We start from the raw sequence: 23,062 nt of genomic DNA, 5'->3' as shown, positions 1-23,062 counted from the left end.
AATCAATGGAAAGGATGTTCTTCTTAAAGTGAGCAAAGAGCAAAAAACTGATGTGATGAATGCATTGAACGCTTCGGCTAACAGCATGGGTATCACACTGAAAGATAATCAGGTAAGAGTGACTGTAGAAATCTAACGCTGTAGCTTGTATCAATCTTTAAATGTAAATGAAACGGCTCCGGCCGTTTCATTTGTTTGATTCTTACCTTATCTGTACTGATTCAGACCTGATCGTAAGCGCTCAAATTTCCGCATAATTCCATCCTGCTCTCCATGGTAGATAATGATCACAGTTATTACAAAAGGATAGATTTATGAGTCGCTAATCACAATTTTTTGCAACAAGCCCGAAAATATTACTCAGCAGACTTATTTGCCATAAAATTCATGGGTGTCTGACCCGTTTTTTGACGAAAGAAAGCGATGAAAGCACTATCGCTTGAAAATTCTAATCTATCAGCAACATCAGTAATTCTCATACCATTCGATAACAACTCAATCGCCCCTAGTAAGCGCCATTGCTGTCGCCAACTTTGGTAAGGCATTCCAGTTTCCCGATTAAAAATTCGAGTAATGGTTTTTTCACTTGCTCCTATTTTATTGCTCAATTTAGCCAAGGAAGGGACAAGGAATTCAGATGTATCAATTTTAGATAGCCATTTACTTAAACGTGGATCTTTTGGTAATGGCAGTTTTAAGTACACTTCTTCAGAATCATTCAGTTCTTCAATGAATAGGTTGACGGTATTGATTTGCTCTTCGTCTGGTTTGTTAAATGGCCAGAATGACATCCTTTCTATCAGGACCTGCATTAATGGAGTGACATCAAAAATCTTAATCTGACGGGGTAACCGAGATTCAAGTGATGCATGGAAGTACATGGAACGAAAGTGAGTCATATTAGTCGATTGAGCATTATGTTCAATACCGCTAGGGACCCAAGCTGCTCTCATCGGTGGTAATACATATTTCACATTATCCAGTGTGATTGTCATGCAACCAGATTTTGAGGAGATCAATTGATCTTTGTTGTGAGTATGCATACCAGACTCATGCTTAGAGCGTTCCGATGCCGTACCGATAACTAATCCATCGTAATCATCTTCATCAAAGCTTTGATCTTGCTCAATAAATGCCATGGTTCTTTCTCTGTGTCCGAATTGTAGTATTTAAAGTCTTTTTCCTATTATAAGCCTAATCAATAACACCTGTATACTATTTACATTCGTTGGGTTACACATATTTATATAGTTAAATAAATCTATTATTTTTTTTGTTTTTTTTTGTATTTTTGTGAGCTGATGATTAACAATTAAACTAGAGGTATATCTGAGAAAGTAAAAATGAATAAGATTATAGAAAAAGTATCCATCCCTTTGGCTGTTGTCCTTTTGATGTTTCCACAGATCATCGAGACGATGTATAGCCCTGCTCTAACTTCAGTAAAAAATACATTCGGAGTCAGTTCGAATGAAGCATCTCAAGCAATGTCCATTTTCTTTATCGCTTTTGCTTTTGGTGTTGTCTTTTGGGGCAGAATGTGTGATGTGATAGGAAGAAGAATTTCAACATTGGCTGGCTTAGTCGTTTTTATTGCAGCTGCAATATTTACAATGTTTGCCCCAAACTTTGACCTTTTACTAACGGGCTTTGGTTGTTGTGCTTTTGGTGCTGCAGTTGGTTCTGTTTGTACACAAACGATCATCCGTGACGGTTACCATGGTAAAGAATTAAGTCATGTATTTTCAATTGTCGGTACATCAATTGGTATTAGCCCTGTTGTTGGTATGTTAATTGGTAGTTGGTTAACTTCTTTTGGTGGTTATAAATTAGTATTCGTAGCAATGGTGGCCTTTGTTGCAACTTTACTTATTTGGTCAATAGCTAAACTTCCGGAAACTAAGGCAGAGAACAGTAAGCGTGACAGTTTAATTTCTGTGGCTTTAAAAATGTTAACAGATAGCCATATTTGGTATGTGACTTTGATGGTTGGCTTATTCAATATTGCTTTATTCTCATACTACAGTATCGCACCTTTTATGTTTGAGAAATTGGGAGCAAGTGTCAGCTTTTTTGGTAATACAGGTTTTGTGTTAGCGGCAGGTTCGGTACTGGGCTCGATTATTAATATGCGACTAATCCGCGCTCATTTAAGCCATGACAAAATTGTTACCTGCGCATCAGTACTACTTTTAATCGGTGGTCTTTGTGTATGGATGATGCAAGACTCAGTTTGGTTTTTCGTGCCAGTGGTTCTAGTTTCACTATCATTTGGGCTTGCATTACCTAACCTGTTAAGTGGAGCACTAGTTGAATATCGTGATCATTTAGGCAGTGCAGGTGCTTTATTAGGCCTCTTCTATTACCTGATTATTGGCTTTGGCCTTCATAAGGCTGCTGAAATAGGTAATCTGGCAATGACTTTGATTGGTAGTGCTGTTGTATGTATTGTTCTTGTTATTTTACATACTCTCAGACACAGAAATGAAAGTTAATAAAGTCTAAATATAATAAGGACTGTCTCTACAGGAATTTTCTCTTGTATAGGCAGTCTTTTTGGATTGTTCCAATTATATATGAAGGTCACCTACTATTATCGTTTATTCTATAGTTTTGGCGAAAATATTTAGACTTAGGAGAATAAGTCAATGAATAGTATTTCTATTTCTTTAGTAGTGATGCTCTCTTACATATTATCTCTATCAGCTTTTTTCTTCAAAAATTCCTCGGAAAAACATTTAAAAAAAGATAGTTTAGTTAATCATTATAATGCAGCATTCGAAATGCTCGGAGATTTTCAGCTTTGGTATTCCATACTAATGATATCATGCTTCAGTCTTGCTTTACTTTCTTGTCTTAATACAGTGTCAATGATTAATAATGATGATAACGTCAATTTATCAAATTTAAGCTATACATATCTGATTTTATTTGTGAGCGCAGTATTAAGCTTAATGGCAAATTCTTTTCTAAATCGTCAATTTTGTGATAGCAATAGAATTGTTGTTTTTGCAAGTAAAATGTTACTAAGTATTGGTATTTTTTTCTACTTAATGAAAGATCTTCACTGGGTTTTTATACCTGTTTTTTTAGTCTCATTTACATTATGCTTAGCTTTACACAGTTCAATGAGTCAGATTAGATATTATTATCGTGCTAACTCAGGGTGTGGGATTATATTAATAGTATTATATGGATTAATTATATTCTTTGGGTTAGATACTGCGATTAATTCAGGTAATATAGATAGGGCATTACTATTCTTTGCAAGTTGTACATTTTGTCTATCTGGTGTTAAATATTTTATTTCTCAGTGTGAATTCGAGTTTAAAGATATTGACTTTTAGTAGGCATTTAAATCTCATAGTCAATATTAAAAAGAGATAAAATTCCGTATTATAAATAATAATTACTTCTAAGTCGGGATTTTATCTTTTGTTTAATATAAATAAATATTCCTATCAAAAGCAATGTATTGAATCATGCTTTACAGCCTCAAAACTCGGCAATGACATGGTATTTTCTTTATTGTCATTTGATGTATACCTCACTACCTCCTACTGCCTATTTTAACTGATGTTGAACATGGAACTAATGTATAAGTTAATGGTTTAATCCAACTTACATTATATATCATAACTATTTTTTTAATGTAATATTCGTGATTTCTGTCAAGGTTTTAAGTGTTTATTGACCCAATAAACAATATCAATGTAAATAATGTAAATTAAATGCCAATAAGAATGATTATCATCTACATTGTGCCGACAATAATTATTAATGACTTTTTATGTGGTTAAAGAGCAAAGCGGTACAAATTTGGGCTCGTCGTCTGCATATATACATATCGATGGCGCTTTTAGTAGTCACACTATTTTTTGCATTAACTGGAGTAACTTTAAATCATCCAGATTGGTTTGAGCTCCGAGAACCTGTTCGTCAACAGCACACTTTTACTATTTCAACTGATCTTCTGTTAGGTGCCGATCACCAAGTTAAGATCGATAAGTCTAGATTGTTGGTTTTAATGAACTCGCAGTTTGAACTACGTGGTACACCATCAGAAATGGACATTTATACCGAAGTGGAAAACGGCCAGTTGCTCATGGGTGAGATATCCCTGGATTTTAAAGGGCCTGGTTATAACGCAACGGCTTTTGTTGATCTGTTGTCAGGCAAAACAGAAGTTGAGACTACCGATTATGGTTGGGTTGCATTACTAAATGACTTACACAAAGGCCGCAATAGTGGTGGTGTTTGGAAATGGTTTATCGATATCTCAGCCATGCTGATGGTGTTGTTTGTTTTGTCTGGTGTGTGTTTGCTTCTACCTAAAAGAAAAACTTTGATCACTTCGATACAGTGGACGGGGTTGGGTACCTTACTCACGTTGATTATTTATCTTTTTGCCGTGCCTTAGTGGCGTGTGTAGAGAATGTATTATGTTACTTCGATTTCGTCCTTTTTACCGACGTATTCTAAAAATTAACTTTCGACATGAATTGCGGTTTGCTTTTAAAGGTTATTGGCAAGGCATATTGTTATTGGCGTCATTGACCTCTGCGAGTGCTTTTGCTTTACCATTGCCTGAGCAGGCCAGAGTCGATGTCGAGCTCCAATTGCCAACCATCAATACCACGACCTATGCTCGCCCTTATGTCGCAGTATGGATAGAAGATGCCGATCGCAAACCAGTTAAAACCATTCAATTATGGGTGGGTAAAGATGAGTGGCTGAAAGACTTACGAAGCTGGTGGCGCAAAGTGGGGCGCTATGATCGTGAATTGGTGGATGCTGTCACCTCGGCTACGCGCCCTGCTGGCCAGTACCGATTCATTTGGGATGGTAAAGATGACGCTGGGCAACCGTTAGAACAAGGTGAATATACTTTTCACGTTGAAGTGGTTCGGGAGCATGGTGGACGAAATTACCTGCGTCAAAAGATGCAGCTTGCCGATAACGAAGTCTCTTATCAAATCAAACCGACCGAAGAAACCGGTCAGATTACCTTAAATTATCAAGTTAAATAGAGAAACAAACATCATGACAAAACGCATGAAAGCAATCGCGTTGGTAACTCTTATCGCTTTGAACTCTTTTGTAGCAATAGGCGTGCATGCCCACCCTCGCTGGGTATTACCTTCCCATTTTACCGTGTCTAAGGAAGGTGGTGATTGGCTGACATTTGATGTCACCGCTTCACACGGAACATTTGTGTTTGATAAGCCTGCTAGCAGTGAGTCAGCGTTGATTATTATGCCTGATGGCCGTTCCGAACGACCTGATTTTGTCTTACGTGGTAAGCGCCGATCTGTTTTTGATTTTTTCTTTGTAGAAGAGGGGACACATAAAGTTACGATTAATAATGCGCCTGATTATTACACACAATACAAAGCTGGACGTCGCGATACCATAAAGTGGATAAAAGCGAACAAAAGTAATCGAGAAACTGTGCTGCCAAAACAGGCGAGAGACTTGATGACTCAACTGACGTCAACTCGTGCAGAGAGCTATATTACCGTGGGAAAACCGACCGAAAAAGTCTTAGATATTGAAGGTCGCTTATTGGAAATGAAACCTTTAACTCATCCTTCCGATATTGTTGAAGGAGAAGCGGTTACGTTTCAATTCTTTTTTGATGGTAAGCCACAACCTGGAGTGACAGCAGAAATTACTCGTGAGGGAACATTGTATCGCAATCATCAAGAACAAATTGATGTGGTCAGCGATCAAGATGGCAAGATCACATTCACACCAAGTGTTGCAGGTCGTTACTTAATGAAGGCGAATTACAAGGGAGAACTAAAGAATGATCCACTGGCTGATCGCATTAGTATGAACGTACATCTTACGTTTGAAGCCCAACTTAACTAGCTTGTTTTCTAACCACTGTATTTTCCAACCCATTTATGATTGAACTCGTTTTCATGATCTTGCAGGTATCAATATGAAATATGGTATTACTTTTGGCATTTCTGCTCTGCTACTGAGCACTTTTTCTTCACAAACATTGGCTCATTTTCCTTTAATGAGCTGCCATATCGCTCAGCAAAAAGTACTTTGTGAAGCTGGGTATTCTGATGGCTCAACTGCTGTAGATTACGACGTTATCATGTATGACTATGATGATAACTTGATTGCCAAAGTGGCCACTGATAAGCGGTCTATTGCCGAATTTGTATTGCCAAAAAATGACTTTTACTTGGTCTTTGATGCAGGGCATGAAAGTCCAGTAGAAGTTGATGTGGTTGAAATCGAGATCAAACCATGATGGTCGTGCAAAAGGTTTACCCAGATAGTGGTAGCCGTGAAGGTAAGTGGGTGGCACTCATGATTATCATGATCGTGGCTTTTTCGGCGGCGATATTGCCATATCATCAGCTAGCACCGAAATCTGAAGAGCTGCTATCGCATCAGGTGCTCTTGACTGAGCTCGATCAAAATACCCTTACGATCATCGCCCAGCTCAAATTAGCCCATGAAGAGATCAGAGACCTATTTAGTGAGAGCGCCCAGTGGCCAGAGATAAATGAGTTGCAGGAAATGTGGTTAGCCCCTTTTGTTGAGGATCAAAGTTGGCAATTTCAAGGCGCTCTCTATTGGCAAATAGCCGCACCCGGGCTTTATTTGGGTGTGGCAAGCAATGAACAAGGCGTTGCCACTATTTTATTAGATAGTCGTCATGAGGTGGCTGACATTTGGTTTTCATCAGAAGCGTCTTCTTCGCAATCATTGTCAACGCTGCTGTCAACAACGGAAGCGGTATCTTTGCCTGATGTAACGAGTGCATTAACTCAAGCAGCAATAGGGTTTCCAAAAGGGTTGCGTCAAGTGGTTCTTGTTGCGCCTGCTTCATCCAATCATCTTACTCACTAATGACCAATGGGTAATTTTATCATGTTTAAACAACTACTTTTCTTACCATTGTTCGCCATTGGCGCTTTTTTTATGGCTTGTTATCCCAGTTTTGCAGAGGATAAATTGAAAATTGGCATCACCTTACAGCCTTACTACAGTTACGTTAAGGCGGTAGTAGGAGACAAAGCGGAGGTGATCCCCTTGGTTGATGCGGGTTTCAACCCTCACAACTATCAACCACAACCTAATGATTTAAAAAGACTCAGTCAAATGGATGCTATTGTTGTCAATGGGATCGGTCACGATGATTTTGCTTTGAAAGTGATTCAAGCTGCGCAGCGTGATGATTTAGTTGTGATTGAAGCAAATAGAGAGGTTCCTCTACTACCTGCAATGGGGCAGTCGGTTGGCAAAGGTGCGGTCAACCCACATACCTTTGTTGGTTTATCTACCACGGTACAAAAAGCGTACACTATTGCTTCAGAACTAGGGCAGCTTGATCCAGAAAATGCGGATTACTTCCGAAAAAATGCTCGAAGCTATGCTAAGAAGTTTCGCTTAATGAAACGCGAAGCCATGCTTGCTCTCGGTCAACTAGAAATGCGGGGCATCAAAGTAGCCACAACACACAATGCCTATGGTTATCTGTTACAAGAATTTGGTGTTGATGTAGATGCTGTAATAGAGCCAGCGCACGGTGTTGAACCAAGTGCTAGCCAATTACAGGAAACCATCGAAAAGATTCGCGCTTCAGATATTGATGTCTTGTTCTACGAATTAAATATGCCTAATCGCTTTGTGACGACGATTGAGAAAGCCACAGACGTGCAACTATATCGATTTTCACACATGACTCACGGTGAGTATCAAACTGAAAAAGTGGAATTAGAGATGAAAGACAATGTTGACACACTCCTTCAGGCAATCAAATTTGTTGCTAATAAGCCAGTGGGGAAAGATCAATGGCAATAGGCCCATCGGTAGTGCTTAAAAATCTCAGCTTAAATTATGATGAGCACCTTATTTTACAGGATATCTCGGCCAATTTTGAGGCAGGTAAATGTCATGTCATCATGGGGCCGAACGGCGGAGGCAAGACGTCTTTATTGCGTTCGATACTGGGTCTTACCTCATTCACAGGAGAGATTTGTCTGCAATGGCCACAAGCAAGTTTAACGAAGAAGGCTGGTAACATCGGTTATGTTCCTCAGAGTGCGGTATTTGAACCCAGCTTACCATTGACAGTCATGGACTTTGTTTTGCTCAATCAAACTCGAATTCCACTTTTTTGGAAAAGAAGATCCCAGCAATTTGAACGGGCGATGGCACAGCTAGATCGAGTAGGAATGGCTGCCCGTCATGATCGTAGAATGGGGCAGTTATCAGGAGGTGAGCAGCAACGTGTGTTATTTGCACAGGCTCTATTGGACGATCCTGACCTGCTTGTTCTGGATGAGCCAACAACAGGTATGGATGATCAAGGGGTAAGGTATCTAGAAGGCTTGATTCATGAGGTTGTTGCACAAGGACAAACAGTGCTAGCAGTGCACCATGACATCTCTGCAGTTCGTCGTCTGGAGGCTCAGGTACACATCGTTAATCGCCAAATCGTCGCTTCTGGAAACTGTGCTGAAGTATTAAGGCCCGATCGTATAGAAACTCTTTTCCATCATCACTCTGCCAACATGGAGGCAGCGTAATGGATTGGTTACGTCAACAGGCGCTATATGGTGTGGAAGCGGGTTGGTTAAGCGACAGCTTTGCCTATGCTTTTATGGTGAATGCACTCGTCGCTGCTTGTATCCTTGGTCCTTTATTGGGAGGGCTAGGAACCCTAGTCATTGCGAAACGCTTAGCTTTTTTCTCTGAAGCGGTAGGTCATGCGGCTCTAACAGGGATTGCGATTGGAGTGCTGTTGGGTGAGCCTCCAGAAAATCCATTTGTTGGATTATTCAGTTTTTGTATGATTTTTGCCCTTTTGTTGCACTTTGTTCGTAACAGAACCCATGTCCCCTATGACACATTAGTTGGGGTATTCTTGGCACTGGCTTTAGCCGTGGGTGCGGCACTGTTGATGTTCGTGGCCCGAAAAATCAATATTCATATGTTAGAGAATGTACTATTTGGTTCTATTTTGACGGTAACAGATACTGACATCATCGTTTTAGCTCTGAGTTGTTTGTTGATATTACTGTTGGTTTTACCCACCTTTAACCGCATGCTACTGACGTGTATTAGTCCTGATATTGCAAGAGTTCGAGGTTTTAATACGCGCTTTTATGATTATCTCTTCGTTATGATGATCACGCTAGTCACGATTGCTGCGGTTAAAATCATTGGTGCTGTTTTGGTTGGGGCTCTTCTTCTGATCCCTGGTGCAACCGCAAGATTATTAACCCGACGAATGGGAAGCTTCGTTTTACTTTCATCGCTTCTCGCGACTGTGGCTTGTATAACCGGAACCTTACTGCCTATGGAACTTGCACTGCCTATTCCATCAGGGGCATCCATTATCATTGTTTCTGCCATGTTCTTTTTGTTGGCCACAATGTACCGAATTATACGCAAAGAAATGTGAGTCGATTAATATGAAAATACCCCCTATTAAGTTTGGAAGTTTATTACCGCTTTCTACTCTATTTATTTCCACTTTATTCCCCTCTTTGAGCTTTGCTAAAGATATCGTGACCAGTATACCCACAACGTACATTTTGTCAGAGCAATTAATGAGAGAAACAGGGATCGAAACGCTCTATTTGCCGCCAAAACGTTATGGCATTGAACGTTTAGTCAATTGGTTTGCTGGCCAAGGTCGTGAGCTCGCTAAACAAGCGGGTGAGAAAGCGACGGTTGCGATTACATTAGGGGCAGTTTGGCCTCAAGATCCGACGTTTATTTATACGCGACAGGGCAATATTCGCATGATTGAAATCGATGCCTCTCAAGCGATCTCTCCGAGAGCTCAAGGTGTTGCTGTGTTGAAATCTGATGAGCAAGCTCTGTCCAAATATGTTTGGATGAATCCGACAAATTTGATTCGAATGGCATCGATCATCGGTGAAGATCTGAAAAAAATATACCCAGAGTATGCCATTAAGATAGAGCATAATCATCAGACATTATTGAAAGAGATCCGTCAATTAATCAATCAGCAACAAGGTGTTTTACTGGATAAGAACATCGAAGATGTTGTGCTATTAAGTGCAGCCTTAGAAGATTTTGCATCCGGTCACCAATTGTTTGTTGCTGCTCGCCAATTTAATTCCGAACTAGAGTGGACGGAAGCGGATAAACAAGCTCTCAAGCGACGGTTTGAGGAGAATGAATCATTATGGTTACTTACTGATAAACGTCCGTCAATGTCCCTATTGGCACTCATACCTAAGGAACGAATTATTGAAATTGATACTCTTGTTCGTTTTGGTAACTATCGAATGAATGAAAAGAAACCTTTGCATCGTTGGCAATTAAAGTGTGATACATGTTATATGTAATTTGTTGATTATTGAAAAGTTCAATTTATTTTTCATGGATTCAATCACAAAAGCGATCTTTATGAAATAAAATGCTTATGTTTGGTTTGTGCTATGGCCATTTCGTTACTACCTTGTAGTCGTTATTTGGGACTTATGTTTTCCTGATTAACTAACCTAAACAACTATATGGATATTAACAATGAAAATGAAAAATGTAGCCATTGCAGTGGCGACTCTCGTCGGTTCTCAAGCATTTGCAGCAGAAATTTACAACAATGATGGTACTGCTATCTCCATCGGTGGTCACGTTTCTGTCAATTTAAACGGCTCTGATCAAGGTGAAACTGGAATCGGATCTAATTCACCTCGTCTCAACCTTGCTGGTTTACAAGATATTGGTAATGGATTTGTCGTAGAAGCTAAAGGTGAGTGGGGTGTTAACTACCTTGATGGTGGTGAGCAGTCGTTTACAACTCGTCTTGGTTATATCGCGGTAGCTCACGAAGAATATGGTATGCTTGCAGCGGGTACTCAGTGGTCACCATACTACGATGTTGCTGGCATAGCGGATTTACCAATTGCATATGCAAACGAATTTCTTTACCCCAACCACGGCAGCTTAGGCACAGGCCGTGCAGATAGAATGTTAAGCTACCGTAAAACTTTTGAACTTGGTCAAGACTTTGCTGTTAATTTAGGTTTAGGCTGGCAAGGAAAGCATAATGGGGTTTTAGACATCGCTGGTCCAACAGACTTACTTGTTGAATATGATAGCCGTGCTCAAGTTGCTCTAAGTACTGAAATCGCTGGCTTTGGTTTGGGCTACGCTTACAGTGGTGGTGACGTAAGCTTTGTATCAGCGTCTGAAAATGCAACTTCCCATATTGTTTCAGCAGATTATGGTGAATATGGTGCAGGACTCTATGCTGCCTTAGTCTACGGCATGAATAAAAATTTCTATATGGGTATTAACAAAACTCGTCAAGTAGAAGGCCTATTGGCTTATGGTGTCAATGACTGGAATTTCATCGTGAACTATGAGTCTGTCGATAATCATTCTGAAAGTAAAACAATTTATAGCCATGCAGCACTCCAGACTGAATACGCATTCACACCTTCTTTCTTAGGCTTTGCGGGCTATCAGTTCGATCTCAATAATGACTACGGTACTCCTGACAATGATATGTGGACATTAGGTGGTCGCTACTACTTCTAAGTAACTCACCAAACTAAGAAACACCGACTTTAAGCGCACACTTTTTAGTGGGCGCTTTTTTATTAAAGCTAGGCTTAGTTCTGCCTTAATTTCTATATTTGTCCACTTTTGCAGCTTGTAAAAATGCCCGTAATTAACGGGCAAAGGATTTAAGCTAGTATTTGAGAATAATAAAATTGCTTTAGCTACTTGGTTTCGAGTAAGTCTAAGAAGAAAGCATACTCTAACGCGTCTTCTTTCAAGTGTTCAAAGCGACCAGATGCACCGCCATGCCCAGCTTCCATATCAGTTTTGAACAACAGAACATTATTATCGGTTTTTAGTTCGCGCAACTTGGCGACCCATTTCATGGGCTCAAAGTACTGTACTTGTGAATCATGGAGGCCTGTAGTGACTAAAATATTGGGATAATTTTGTGCTGTGACGTTATCGTAAGGGGAATAGCTCAGTATGTAATCATAATATTGTACATCGTTAGGATTACCCCATTCGTCGTATTCATTGGTCGTTAAGGGGATGCTTTCATCCAGCATGGTAGTGACTGCATCTACAAATGGAACGTGAGCAGCGATGCCGCGGTACAGATCTGGAGCTTGATTAACTATTGCTCCCATTAATAAACCACCAGCAGAGCGTCCGACAGCGAACACTTTATCTTTTGCACCATAACCTTCTGTAACCAATGCTTTAGTGACATCAATGAAGTCGTTGAAGGTATTTTTTTTGGTTAATTTTTTACCATCTTCATACCATGGTCGGCCAAGCATCTCTGAACCTCGAATATGAGCAATAACAAATACAAAGCCTCGATCTAGTAAACTTAAACGAGATGAACGAAATGATGGGTCAATAGTTGAGCCGTAGGAGCCATAGCCATATTGATAAATGGGGTTGGTTCCATTTTTGTTAAATAAATTTTTACGATACACCAAAGAAACAGGAATCAGTTTTCCATCTCTAGCTGGCAGCATAATACGTTCTGAGTGGTAATTACTGGCCTTAAAATCTCCTAGAACTGGGGTTTGTTTAACGATTTCTGACTTATGTGTTTGCAGATCGAAATCGTAGTAAGTTCCCGGAGTCGTTAAACTGCTGTAATACACTCTAACGTATGGATTATCCAGTTCATAATTACCCGTTAAGTAGGCAGTAAACGCTGAATCATTAAAATCGAGTGGGTAATCTTTTCCAGTAGAAAGTTGGCGAATGGTGATCTTAGATAGGCCATTACTTCGCTGTTCATACACTAAGTGATCATTCAGTAGAGTGAAGTCAACCAATTGAACATCACTATTTGCAGGGATCACATCAACCCATTTAGAACGATCTTGAACTTGGTCTTTGGCGACTTTCATCAAGCGGAAATTGACTGCTTTATCATTCGTTAAGATGTAGTACCAGTCGCCAAGTTTGGCTACGCTGTACTCAACCCCATTTTCTAGAGGGTAGAAAATCTTAGCTTGGGCATCTGGATTATTCGCATCGATGACCGACACTCCGCTTGTTTCAGTGCTGGAATGCCAAATGTAAACTTCTTGCCCATCTTTACTTTTACTTAAGTCGGTATAGAAGGCGTTATTTTTTTCTTCATAAATCAGTTGATCGTCGCTTTGTGGCGTACCTAGCTGGTGGCGATAGACTTGATAGCCCAGTAATGTTTCAAGATCTTTCTTTATGTAATAGAAGGCTTGGTTATCGTTTTGCCAAGCGATTGAGCTCGCTGCATTATGGATTTCATCTTTTAGATACTCACCTGTTGTGAGATCTTTGATCTTGATTGTGTAAATACGACGACTCAAAGTATCTTCGCCATAGGCTAAGAGGTGACTGTTTGGGCTAATGTAAAGGTCGCCAATGCTGAAAAAATCATGACCTTTTGCCAATTGATTGACATCTAAGATAACCTGTTTGTCGGTACCTTGAGCATCGATAGAACGCAGGTAGGTTCTATACTCGTTGTCTCCCGTCACTTCACTGGAGTAAAAATACTTTCCTTCACGGACTGGCACCGAGCTGTCATCTTTTGCAATACGACCTTTGAGCTCTTCAAACAAGCTTTCTTGTAATGGTTCTGTGTGCTTTAAAACGGTCTCGACATATTGATTTTCTTTTTGTAAGTGTCCCAATACCTCTGGATCCTGGCGTTGATCATCACGCATCCAATAGTAATCATCGATACGAGTATCGCCATGTATGGTCATGGGATAGGGTTCTTTTTTGGCGACGGGGGCCGATGTCGCTTGAGCAGTGATTTGCGCTTGAGAAGCAGGGCTCATGGTTTGAACTCCGTTATTATTATTACATCCAGTGACCAGTATGGTCGAAATAGCGATCGAAAGAAAAGTAAAACGCATTGGGGTATCCTTGTGGCTTGAGTTTTACATTTTTTTAACAAAGTTTGATGGCTTATTTAAATGTTAATAATGGCAAATGAGGTATAAAGAAGGAATTGATTCGCAGTGAGCGGAAATGGAGAAGGTTAAACTGGCTTTTCGTCTCTTTTTGTCTATTTCGTTTATACCCAAGCATCCTGAGGCTGCTCGGGTATAGTGGTTTAAATCGTTAATGCTGCTTGGTTGGTTTGAACTTGCTGACGTTGTATCCAGCGTAGGCCAAATAAAACGACGAGCGACATTGCCATCATTAAGCACCCAAGCGGTAACTGATCTTGAGTTGGAAACATTGAAGCTAATAAGGTCACCAATCCTGCGCCAAGATTCTGCATCCCACCTAAAATTGCACCGCCTGTTCCCGCATGAAGTGGGAAAGGAGATAACGCACCTGTTGTCGCGGCTGGGAATAAGATCCCTGCACCTAAAAAGTACAATGTTGCTCCCCCAACAAGAGCGGCAGCGGAAGTTGCTTCAATTAGACCAGGAGCCAAAACAATTGCAGAGCCAACAAAGATAGCACCTAGCCCTACGTTAAGAGATAGACGCTCAGAGTAACGTTGCGCTAAATAGCTAGAAAGTCCAGCACCGACAAGGTAGCCCGGAATGGGTAACACAAATAAAATACTCACGGTTGTTGCGGGTAAGCCCAATACTCCTCCGAGTAGGACGCCGGCAGCGGCTTCAAATACGGCAACACCTGAAAAAGTAGCTACAAGGACGAGTAAAAATCCTTGAAAACGCTTATCAGCTAGGACGAAGCGATAGCTTTTTGTTACAGATTCGACTTGGCGTTTTTCCTTTGGCAAGGTTTCCACCATGCTGGTCATCATGGTGATCGTTACCGCAATCGCAAAGAGCGACAGAAATAAATAACTGGAGCGCCAACCAAACTCTTCTGTCAGGAACCCACCTAGTACGGGAGCGATCAAAGGTGAAAAAATAACACACATGCTGATCAGGCTGTTTGCTCGATGTAACTCTGTACCTTCAAAGCAGTCACGAGTCAAAGTACGTGACATGGCACCTCCGCAGCCGATGCCGAGCCCCTGCACAAAGCTACCTGCAAGAAACCATTCATACTGATGGGCAAATAACGCAATCAATGTTCCAACAACATAGATTAACAGGCCGACAATAATGATAGGTTTGCGTCCAATGCGATCCGATAACGGTCCATAAATAAACTGAGAAAAGCCGTAGGGAATTAAATAACATGCCATCACCGCCTGAAGGGTTGACGCTGAGACTGAAAATTCACCGGCCATATAACCAATAGATGGGACGTACATGGTTTGTGTCAGCTGACCAACAGCGGTCAAAATAGCGATGAGAAAGGTAAGTTTCGCTAATGGGAATGAGGCAGACATTAATGTATTTCTCCAAATATCAGGCAGTCATAAAGAACGATGATTTATGCAAAAGCAACCATATCTAGTTATAAATCTATGGCTAATTAGCATGAGCGCGAGATATTAGAGATTGATGACCATATTAGCAACAACGTTTTGTGACTCTAAGCAAGAAAAATACTCTACACAAGGATTAGAAAAACTAATAGAATTTTGGGTGGGCTTTGAGGTGAAAAGGGAACCTAAGTCCCCTCTGATTGAGTAAGGTACCTGAGCTCTCGGTATTTATTCTCTACCTACAGAATAAGCATACAAGAGTTCCAGAGCAATGGTGGCACCAGCGAGGGCCGTTACATCGCTATTGTCGTAGGGAGGGGAGACTTCTACGACGTCCATTCCAACGATATTCATCCCAGCAAGACCACGAATGATTTTGAGGATTTTATCAGAGTTTAATCCACCTAAAACAGGCGTTCCGGTGCCTGGGGCAAAAGCAGGATCTAAGCAGTCAATATCAAAAGTGACATAAACTGGCTTGTCACCTACTGTGCGTTGGATTTCTGCAACGATTTCGTTGACTGGCATGTCATTCGCTTGCATGGCATTAAGCACATGAAAACCATGATCTTGCTGCTTATACTCGGTTCTGATCCCAATCTGTATGGAGTGTTTTTCAGAAATAAGACCTTCTTTTGGTGCATGGTAAAACATTGTGCCATGGTCGTAGGAGCTGCCGTTGGCGTAGGTATCCGTGTGAGCATCAAAATGAACTAATGCCATTTGACCATGATGTTTAGCATAAGCACGTAGTATCGGTAAGGTGATAAAATGATCCCCACCTAACGCTAACATGGTTTTACCACTTTTGAGAATTTCACTAGTCGCGGCCTCCAGACGGTAAGTGAAATCTTCAGCATCACCGCAATCGAAGACAAGATCGCCAGCATCTACGATTTTCAGTTTATCAAGTAGGTTAAAATCCCACGGGAACTTTTTACCTTCCCAAGCGAGGTTAACGGATGCCCTTCGAATCGCGTCGGGTCCCATGCGTGCGCCAGATCTGCCAGAAGTGGCCATATCAAGGGGGACGCCAAGTATGACAACATCGGCTTGTGTCGCGACTGGGTTTTTAATGTAAGGTAAACGTAGAAACGACATCGAGTTCGAATAAAGCGAATAATCAGTCTTTGTAAACAAATCATTCATATTAAAAATCCTCTAAATAGGTATAGCCAGCTAACCCTTGCTCTAACTCAGCAAGAATGGATTGCTGTTCACCGGCTTCAACTCGCTCTGAAACCAATTGATTGTAATTGTCACGAATAGCAGCGACATCGATGTGGACATAACGCATCATGTCTTCAACGCTATCTCCTTCATTGATATAACTGACTTCAAACTGACCCTGTTCATCAACATGAATAACAGCGCTATGAGTATCGCCAAATAGGTTGTGCATATCGCCAAGGATTTCTTGGTAGGCGCCAACGAGAAAAAAACCGATGAGATAAGGCTTGTCTTTACTCCAGGCTGGAACGGGTAGGGTCGTTTCTATGCCTTGCCCATCAACATAGTTATCAATGGCACCATCAGAATCACAGGTGATATCAAGCATAACGGCCCGACGCTCTTCTGATTCCCCAAGTCCAGAGAGAGGAAGAACGGGAAAGACCTGATCAATTCCCCATGCATCAGGTAGAGATTGAAAAAGAGAAAAATTGACAAAAAATTTATCAGCGAGACGTTCACTCAACTCATCTAAAATGGGTCGATGAAAACGATTTTTGGTACTCATTTTTGTGCTGAGCTCGAAGTAGATTCGCAGTGACAACTGTTCTGCCCACGCTCGCTGCTCTAGGTTTAGTACTCCGGTGGCAAATTGTGAATGCACTTCGGATAAATCACTTTGTGTATCGTTATAAAGCTCGATAAGGGCTCGTGCGTCAGAGCCATCTTGTAAGTTTTGCCAGTTACGCCACATATTTTGCAGCAAAATCGGATCATCGATGGCTGGCTCACAAACGGCTTCTGGTTGGTAAGTTTCCGTACCGATAACATTAGAGATTAAAACCGCATGGTGAGCAGTCAAAGAACGTCCTGACTCTGAAATGATCACAGGCATGGGCTGTTCGTATTGTTGGCAAACATCCCCGATAGTCTGAACAATGTTGCGAGCGTATTCTGCGAGGCCATAGTTCATAGAATTGGACGATTGACTGCGAGTACCATCATAATCCACAGCCAGACCACCTCCGACATCAAAATAATCGATTTGTGCACCAATAGCGCGTAACTCACAATAAAAGCGCGCAGATTCGTTGACACCATTTCTGACATCACGAATGTTGGCCATTTGTGAGCCTAAATGGAAATGGACTAACTGCATCGTGTGGAGCAACTTTTCTTGCTTTAAGCGTTGAATCACATTTAAAACTTGTGAGGCGGAAAGGCCAAATTTTGACTTTTCACCTCCGCTAGCTTGCCATTTTCCTGCGCCTTGAGAAGCTAAGCGAATGCGAAGACCAAGTCGAGGCGTGACACCTAAACTTTTTGCTTCTTGTAGAACCAAATCAAGCTCAGTCAGCTTTTCAAGCACGATAAAAACCTTATGGCCAAGCTTTTCCCCTATTAGAGCAAGACGAACGTACTCTCGATCTTTGTATCCATTACAAACGATCACAGAGCTGGCTTGCTGAGCAAGAGCGAGAACTGCCAGTAACTCCGGTTTGCTACCCGCTTCCAACCCTAATTGCTTGGTTTCCAGCTGTGCTTGGCTGGCTAAAATTTCATCAACAACTTCCTTTTGTTGATTGACTTTAATTGGATACACCAGAAGATACTGATTTGAGTACTGGTACTCTTCAATTGCTTGGTTGAAAGCTTGACAAATACTGTGCACGCGTTGGTGTACGATTTGTGGAAAACGTACTAAAACGGGCAGGTTTAAATGCTTACTTTCTAGTTTGTCGACAATAGCGCTAAAAGGAATTTGATGAGGATAATCACCACGAGGAGAGACGTAAACCTCCCCTTGATTATCAATGCCATAAAAACCCTGGCTCCAGTAATGTACGTTGTAGTCCGCTCTGATGCGGTCTAATTTTGTTGTTTTTTCCAACTTGATTCTCACAAATGTATATTTTCACCCTCATAGGAAATAGAGGAGAAAATACAAAAAAGCAAATGATAAGGCTTAGACCTTAACTATTGATTTAACAGTCACTAACCTCATTGGATTTCATATTACTTATGTGCCGTAAAAGTTCGCTTTTGCATCAAAGTTTTTCTGAGGGTTGAGAGGTAGTGTTGTCGGCAAGAATTAACGAATAAATTCGTGAGAGTGTCTAACAATTAAATTTTATGATTTCGATTAAAGATTCTTGTTTCAGAATAAGATCAATTGTTTAATGATGATCTTCTGGGTTGAACAAAAATGATTCAAGCTCAACTCAGAAGTAGAAGACATAATAGACGACAACACAGACTTTACAGAGCAAGTAAATGAGATTTACTCGGATCAACCAAAACTTTATCAGCCATACCTTGACGCCCTAATAACATCATATAAGTCATTTCTTCACGATTGGTGAGAGTAATATCTATAGGCCAATCGATATTCCCCATGCGCAGTGTTGTTGTGATAACACAGCGATGTTCAAAAGTACCATTAGATGATTTGACTTTACGATTGGCTTTAAGTGGTGCTTTACAGCGTACAGTGTGTTCCAAATTGTATATGTCTGGATGTAGATCAAATTCGACGTATGATTGTCCACTTTTGTCAAAGCAATACAAATTATCTACATGTAAAGAAGAGGTCTGGGCTCCGGTATCTATACGTGCTTCTAAATGACTAATCCCCAAATCTGGTAAGCCAATAGCTTCGGCGTTACCGATAATAATTTTTTGATTCATAGTATTATCCTAGCGATGAGTGATAAGCCTAAGTCTATCGCTTAGGCCATCTTAGTATATAAGTATTAGCCTTTTCCACGAGTTCGGTTTGAAAACGGCTTCGCGTGCTTTTCGATGAACTCGTATATCATGCCTGCAATGTCTTTGTCGGTTGCAGTTTCTATACCTTCTAAACCCGGAGATGAGTTGACTTCCATAACAACGGGACCATTCTTCGATTGAAGTATGTCAACACCACATAAATTTAACCCCATCGATTTAGCTGCATTAATTGCCGTAGCTCGCTCTTCTTTGTTCAGTTTGATCAACTGGGCTGAGCCGCCACGGTGAAGGTTTGAGCGGAATTCCCCCTCTTTTGCTTGACGTTTCATGGCTGCGATAACTTTACTGCCGACAACAAAACATCTGATATCAGCGCCATTAGCTTCTTCGATAAATTCTTGCACCATGATATTTGCTTTCAACCCCATAAAGGCTTCAATGACACTTTCGGCTGCTTTTGTTGTCTCAGCCAGTACAACCCCAATACCTTGAGTGCCCTCTAGAAGTTTAATGACAAGTGGAGCGCCTCCGACATTTTTGATCACATCATGGATATTATCTGGTCGATGTGCAAAACCAGTACGAGGTAGACCAATACCTTTCCTCGAGAGTAATTGCATTGAACGAAGTTTGTCACGAGAGCGACTGATCGCCACTGATTCATTTACACAAAATGTGCCCATCATTTCAAACTGGCGCACTACAGCAGTGCCGTAGAAAGTGATGGAGGCTCCGATACGTGGAATGACTGCGTCATATTGAGGGAGTTCTTCACCTTTGTAGCGAATCCTAGGGTTATTACTCGTAATATCCATGTAACAATGGAGGGTATCGATAACATCGACTTGATGTCCGCGCTCTTCACCCGCCTGTTTTAGACGCATGGTTGAATATAGACTCTCATTACGAGAAAGAATAGCAATACGCATGGCAATTCCTTAGTAAGTCAGTACCTAATATGAAAATATAGACATAGAGTATAGTGGGTTTTATTGATGTGGTAGCATCCACTCACTTCAACGATTTAGAATTGTGATTGGACAACCATGTCGTCAGAGGTGCGCCACCTTATGGAGTTTTCTCATTAAATGAAAACGAAAAAATATCGTCGAAACGACAAAAATAATTTGTTGAGCTCTCGTGTCTTGCTGCGTGCGACTGTCAAGTGGCATATAAAGAAAGTTGAGCTAAAAATTCATCGTTTGTCGCGCACCAAAAAGTGGCCAACAGCAAGGCGTATATCAACCAAAAAGAGGTTCACAATAGATGACGTTGATAGTGCGGAGTTATTTATAACAGAAGGTGCACCGTAGAGCTGGTTATCTATTAGGCCATACGGGTTGGATTGCCAAGATAAACGCCTTATCATGGAGAATGGTTAACATCATTGATGGGTATCTCCAATAACATCCAATAAGACTTCTTTGATGGTTTGGTAACGCAGTGGCAGTGTGCGGCTGCGTTTTCTGACCAAAAATAGGTCTTCGTATACTGGCTGTTGTAACTTAGCCACATACAGCTCTTCTTTTAGTGAAAAGCTATCCACTGCACTGTAGGGTAAAACGGTAAAACCGAGTCCTTTACTCACGGGCAATAGAATCTGACTTAACTGGTTAACATACCCTGAGAGTGGTATGTTACTGATTTTGATCTCTTTCAATAATGGGTCTGTGCATTGATCGAAAAATAGTGACATGTAATGTTCGGCGTCCGGGTGTCCAACGATACCGCAGTTTCTTAGCAGTTCCGGTACGAGCGCTTTGCCTTCGTAGGACTTAGGTAAGACCAAACACAATGTCTCTCGACCAATTTGCTCACTTTGAAATACGCTTTTATTTGGTGAATAGGTCACTATACCCATATCAATTCGCCCCTCAGCAATCCTATTGAGAATCGACTGATTAGGCGCGGCTTCTAGGTGAATCGATAAGCCTTTATGCTGTTTTTGCTTTTCAAGTAGTGGCTCAAAAAGTAACAGTGCAAGTGCACCAGAGCAAGCGAGTTTGCAATATCCAGTGTGGGGGTCATCAAAGCTTAAGTTCTCTAGTAGATTTTTCTCTTTTTCTTCTAACTCTAGTGCGTAGGCATATACTATGCGACCTTGTTCAGTCAATTCGAAGCTTTTGTTCTCGCGTTTAATTAATGAGTGTTGACAAGCTTGCTCAAGCTTTTTGATGTGCTGACTTACACCAGGCTGGGTCATGTAGAGTTTGTCTGCCGTCTGAGTAAAGTGACCTATTTCGACAAGAGTTTTGAATGTATGTAACCAAATAGGATTCATCATAGGGTGTCGTTTGCTAGAGAAATTGTTAAAATAATAACAGATGTATGGCAGAACGTTGAGAGGCGGATAAATGACAGGTAAAATAAAACCCCGCGTGGTTTCCCAAACGGGGGCTTATTCTTTTTCGTAGCGATCCGGCTACAAGTCTGCGTTCATCGCCGTCCTAGCGGTGTCCATACTGACCTATCATCCTGACGGGTGTTTTCTTTCCAAGACAACATCCATGTAGGGTACCTATACAATCCTTTGTTCCGAAGTCACTAGTCCTTTAGGTTTTTCTGTTCCTGTCAACATCCTATTGACACAATTGAGTATGGCTACTCCACCAATGTTATTCAATTGGTTTAGTAGAAAGTTTTTATCATCAAAAATGAAGTTTAAATTTTTATCTTTAAGTATTAGAGGTTTAAGTGTTTTTTTTGATTTTTATTCATGAAGGTTTGGTTTTAAGCTTACAGAGAATGTAAGAAATATCCTACAAACTTGTGAGAACATTTATAACAGTTATGTTAATGCAAGAAGTTAAGTTATCGAAAAAATGATACTAAATTTCATTTTGAGTTCACCGCTCTGGATAATATCAATTGCCATCGATTTGTAATATTCATGAGGTATATTAATGACTATCACAAGCTTGAGAGCAAACAAATGGTCGAAAGTCTGCTGTTTTATCGATATCTTGTGAACTACAACACTGTTTATTTATCTGTTCCTCGTTAGATTTATAGTGTGATATAAAACGATAAGCTCATGAAGAGCGTTTATATGTCAATGAAGGAGATGGCTATGAAGAAAATGAGAAAAGCACAATTGCATCGGGTGCGAATTCAATATTGGAAAGACACCAAAACTGAAATAGTACGGAAGTCTTAATCTTTAAAGACTCGAATGAGAATTATGAGCAACTTAAGAAAGTGGGTATTTAAGTCTTCCAGCTTTGAAGACTTAGCCCACTGTAAATTTTAAGATTTTAATCAAACGGTGTCGTCTTAAAATTTAGCACTAACTGCAGAATTACCTATCAATAAAAAGCTGATATGAATCAGCTTTTTATTGATTAAATGGACTTCAATTTCGTTCAGATAACTTATGCTCGATCTGGTAACATAATCGTCCAAAAAAGTTATATATGTACAAATTTCATCTAGAAGTAGTTGGCATCTATTAGTTCACTGGCTTTAGCATGGCTTACTTCTGGACGAGCTTCTAACCAAGCTAAGACCTGTTTCTTTTGTTCTTCAGTTGCGCTACTGTAACGCTCTGTGGAGCACAGAAAGCCTTCGAACAACTCTAAACCGCCACCACCAAAGCAGAGATTTAATCCATCAATGTAGTCAATGAAATCGTCAACAAATACATCGTAACGCTCAAAATCGTTGATATCAGTTTTGCAACTTATTTCAAATCCTAAAATTGCGAACTCACCTAGGAATAGCTTCTTACGGATACGGCGATTTTTATTATCGATTTTGTCTATTTTCATAATTATTTCTCGTTTAGGATTTCTATCCTTAGTACCTTCAATTTCT

Annotated in this window: 22 protein-coding genes; 13 read left to right on the top strand and 9 right to left on the bottom strand. The window is 40.6% G+C overall.

What is annotated here, in order from left to right; all coding sequences use genetic code 11:
- Window positions 1–356: 356 nt before the first annotated feature.
- Window positions 357–1,139: an AraC family transcriptional regulator gene (locus tag VSA01S_RS06890; protein ID WP_039979688.1), complete on the bottom strand. Its 783-nt coding sequence runs from the start codon at window positions 1,137–1,139 to the stop codon at window positions 357–359.
- A gap of 204 nt (window positions 1,140–1,343) precedes the next feature.
- Between VSA01S_RS06890 and VSA01S_RS06885 the strand changes: the two genes are divergently transcribed.
- The 12 genes from VSA01S_RS06885 (at window position 1,344) to VSA01S_RS06830 (ending at window position 11,550) form a co-directional block, all read left to right on the top strand.
- Entirely contained in the window at window positions 1,344–2,495 is a 1,152-nt protein-coding gene (locus VSA01S_RS06885; protein WP_039979687.1) for a multidrug effflux MFS transporter, read from the top strand.
- A gap of 153 nt (window positions 2,496–2,648) precedes the next feature.
- Complete coding sequence (locus VSA01S_RS06880; RefSeq protein WP_039979686.1) at window positions 2,649–3,347, top strand: hypothetical protein; 699 nt, start codon at window positions 2,649–2,651, stop codon at window positions 3,345–3,347.
- 443 nt (window positions 3,348–3,790) lie between these two features.
- On the top strand, window positions 3,791–4,420 hold the full coding sequence (locus VSA01S_RS06875; RefSeq protein WP_039979685.1) for a PepSY-associated TM helix domain-containing protein: 630 nt from the start codon (window positions 3,791–3,793) through the stop codon (window positions 4,418–4,420).
- A gap of 22 nt (window positions 4,421–4,442) precedes the next feature.
- Entirely contained in the window at window positions 4,443–5,030 is a 588-nt protein-coding gene (locus VSA01S_RS06870; RefSeq protein WP_083932211.1) for a DUF2271 domain-containing protein, read from the top strand.
- A gap of 25 nt (window positions 5,031–5,055) precedes the next feature.
- Window positions 5,056–5,874, top strand: a complete 819-nt coding sequence (locus VSA01S_RS06865) for a DUF4198 domain-containing protein (protein WP_371860770.1) — start codon at window positions 5,056–5,058, stop codon at window positions 5,872–5,874.
- A gap of 73 nt (window positions 5,875–5,947) precedes the next feature.
- Window positions 5,948–6,271 carry a hypothetical protein gene (locus VSA01S_RS06860; RefSeq protein WP_039979682.1) on the top strand — a complete coding sequence of 108 codons (324 nt, stop codon included), beginning with the start codon at window positions 5,948–5,950 and terminating at the stop codon, window positions 6,269–6,271.
- Complete coding sequence (locus tag VSA01S_RS06855) at window positions 6,268–6,876, top strand: DUF6162 family protein (protein ID WP_050567271.1); 609 nt, start codon at window positions 6,268–6,270, stop codon at window positions 6,874–6,876. The genes VSA01S_RS06860 and VSA01S_RS06855 overlap by 4 nt, the downstream gene beginning before the upstream one ends.
- A gap of 72 nt (window positions 6,877–6,948) precedes the next feature.
- Complete coding sequence (locus tag VSA01S_RS06850; protein ID WP_050567272.1) at window positions 6,949–7,830, top strand: metal ABC transporter solute-binding protein, Zn/Mn family; 882 nt, start codon at window positions 6,949–6,951, stop codon at window positions 7,828–7,830.
- Entirely contained in the window at window positions 7,821–8,558 is a 738-nt protein-coding gene (locus tag VSA01S_RS06845; RefSeq protein WP_039979679.1) for a metal ABC transporter ATP-binding protein, read from the top strand. The genes VSA01S_RS06850 and VSA01S_RS06845 overlap by 10 nt, the downstream gene beginning before the upstream one ends.
- Window positions 8,558–9,436, top strand: a complete 879-nt coding sequence (locus VSA01S_RS06840) for a metal ABC transporter permease (protein ID WP_039979677.1) — start codon at window positions 8,558–8,560, stop codon at window positions 9,434–9,436. Before VSA01S_RS06845 ends, VSA01S_RS06840 begins: the two co-directional genes overlap by 1 nt.
- A 10-nt stretch (window positions 9,437–9,446) precedes the next feature.
- The gene (locus tag VSA01S_RS06835) at window positions 9,447–10,352 is read left to right on the top strand and encodes a metal ABC transporter solute-binding protein, Zn/Mn family (protein WP_050567270.1); all 906 of its coding nucleotides are present in this window, start codon (window positions 9,447–9,449) and stop codon (window positions 10,350–10,352) included.
- Between the two features lie 181 nt (window positions 10,353–10,533).
- Window positions 10,534–11,550, top strand: coding sequence for a porin (locus tag VSA01S_RS06830; RefSeq protein ID WP_039979676.1), 1,017 nt, complete (start codon window positions 10,534–10,536; stop codon window positions 11,548–11,550).
- A 185-nt stretch (window positions 11,551–11,735) separates the two neighbouring features.
- Here VSA01S_RS06830 and VSA01S_RS06825 read toward each other — a convergent pair whose 3' ends face one another.
- The 6 genes from VSA01S_RS06825 to rimK form a co-directional block, all read right to left on the bottom strand.
- On the bottom strand, window positions 11,736–13,826 hold the full coding sequence (locus VSA01S_RS06825; RefSeq protein WP_371860769.1) for a S9 family peptidase: 2,091 nt from the start codon (window positions 13,824–13,826) through the stop codon (window positions 11,736–11,738).
- Window positions 13,827–14,104: 278 nt separating this feature from the next.
- Window positions 14,105–15,310 carry a multidrug efflux MFS transporter EmrD gene (gene emrD, locus VSA01S_RS06820; RefSeq protein ID WP_039979672.1) on the bottom strand — a complete coding sequence of 402 codons (1,206 nt, stop codon included), beginning with the start codon at window positions 15,308–15,310 and terminating at the stop codon, window positions 14,105–14,107.
- A gap of 267 nt (window positions 15,311–15,577) precedes the next feature.
- A complete protein-coding gene (gene speB / locus VSA01S_RS06815; RefSeq protein WP_039979671.1) occupies window positions 15,578–16,498 on the bottom strand; it encodes an agmatinase in 921 nt (306 codons plus the stop codon).
- Window position 16,499: 1 nt separating this feature from the next.
- Window positions 16,500–18,410, bottom strand: coding sequence for a biosynthetic arginine decarboxylase (speA, locus tag VSA01S_RS06810; RefSeq protein WP_039979670.1), 1,911 nt, complete (start codon window positions 18,408–18,410; stop codon window positions 16,500–16,502).
- A 368-nt stretch (window positions 18,411–18,778) separates the two neighbouring features.
- A complete protein-coding gene (locus VSA01S_RS06805) occupies window positions 18,779–19,207 on the bottom strand; it encodes an ATP-dependent zinc protease family protein (RefSeq protein ID WP_039979669.1) in 429 nt (142 codons plus the stop codon).
- A 65-nt stretch (window positions 19,208–19,272) separates the two neighbouring features.
- Window positions 19,273–20,178, bottom strand: a complete 906-nt coding sequence (rimK, locus tag VSA01S_RS06800; protein ID WP_039979667.1) for a 30S ribosomal protein S6--L-glutamate ligase — start codon at window positions 20,176–20,178, stop codon at window positions 19,273–19,275.
- A gap of 159 nt (window positions 20,179–20,337) precedes the next feature.
- On the opposite strand from rimK, the gene VSA01S_RS20285 reads away from it, so the two are divergent.
- Window positions 20,338–20,562, top strand: a complete 225-nt coding sequence (locus tag VSA01S_RS20285; protein WP_227739597.1) for a hypothetical protein — start codon at window positions 20,338–20,340, stop codon at window positions 20,560–20,562.
- A 71-nt stretch (window positions 20,563–20,633) separates the two neighbouring features.
- On the opposite strand, the gene VSA01S_RS06790 is transcribed toward VSA01S_RS20285, so the two are convergent.
- Both VSA01S_RS06790 and VSA01S_RS06785 read right to left on the bottom strand, forming a co-directional pair.
- Window positions 20,634–21,533, bottom strand: a complete 900-nt coding sequence (locus VSA01S_RS06790; protein ID WP_039979666.1) for a LysR family transcriptional regulator — start codon at window positions 21,531–21,533, stop codon at window positions 20,634–20,636.
- 1,144 nt (window positions 21,534–22,677) lie between these two features.
- Window positions 22,678–23,016, bottom strand: a complete 339-nt coding sequence (locus VSA01S_RS06785; protein ID WP_039979664.1) for a YggL 50S ribosome-binding family protein — start codon at window positions 23,014–23,016, stop codon at window positions 22,678–22,680.
- Window positions 23,017–23,062: the final 46 nt, after the last annotated feature.

Origin of the sequence: Vibrio sagamiensis NBRC 104589 (assembly GCF_007990935.1) — a bacterium.
Classification (GTDB): Bacteria; Pseudomonadota; Gammaproteobacteria; order Enterobacterales; family Vibrionaceae; genus Vibrio; species Vibrio sagamiensis.
The sequence above is the reverse complement of the archived record's forward strand: the minus strand, read 5'-3'. Positions and strand labels throughout refer to the sequence as shown.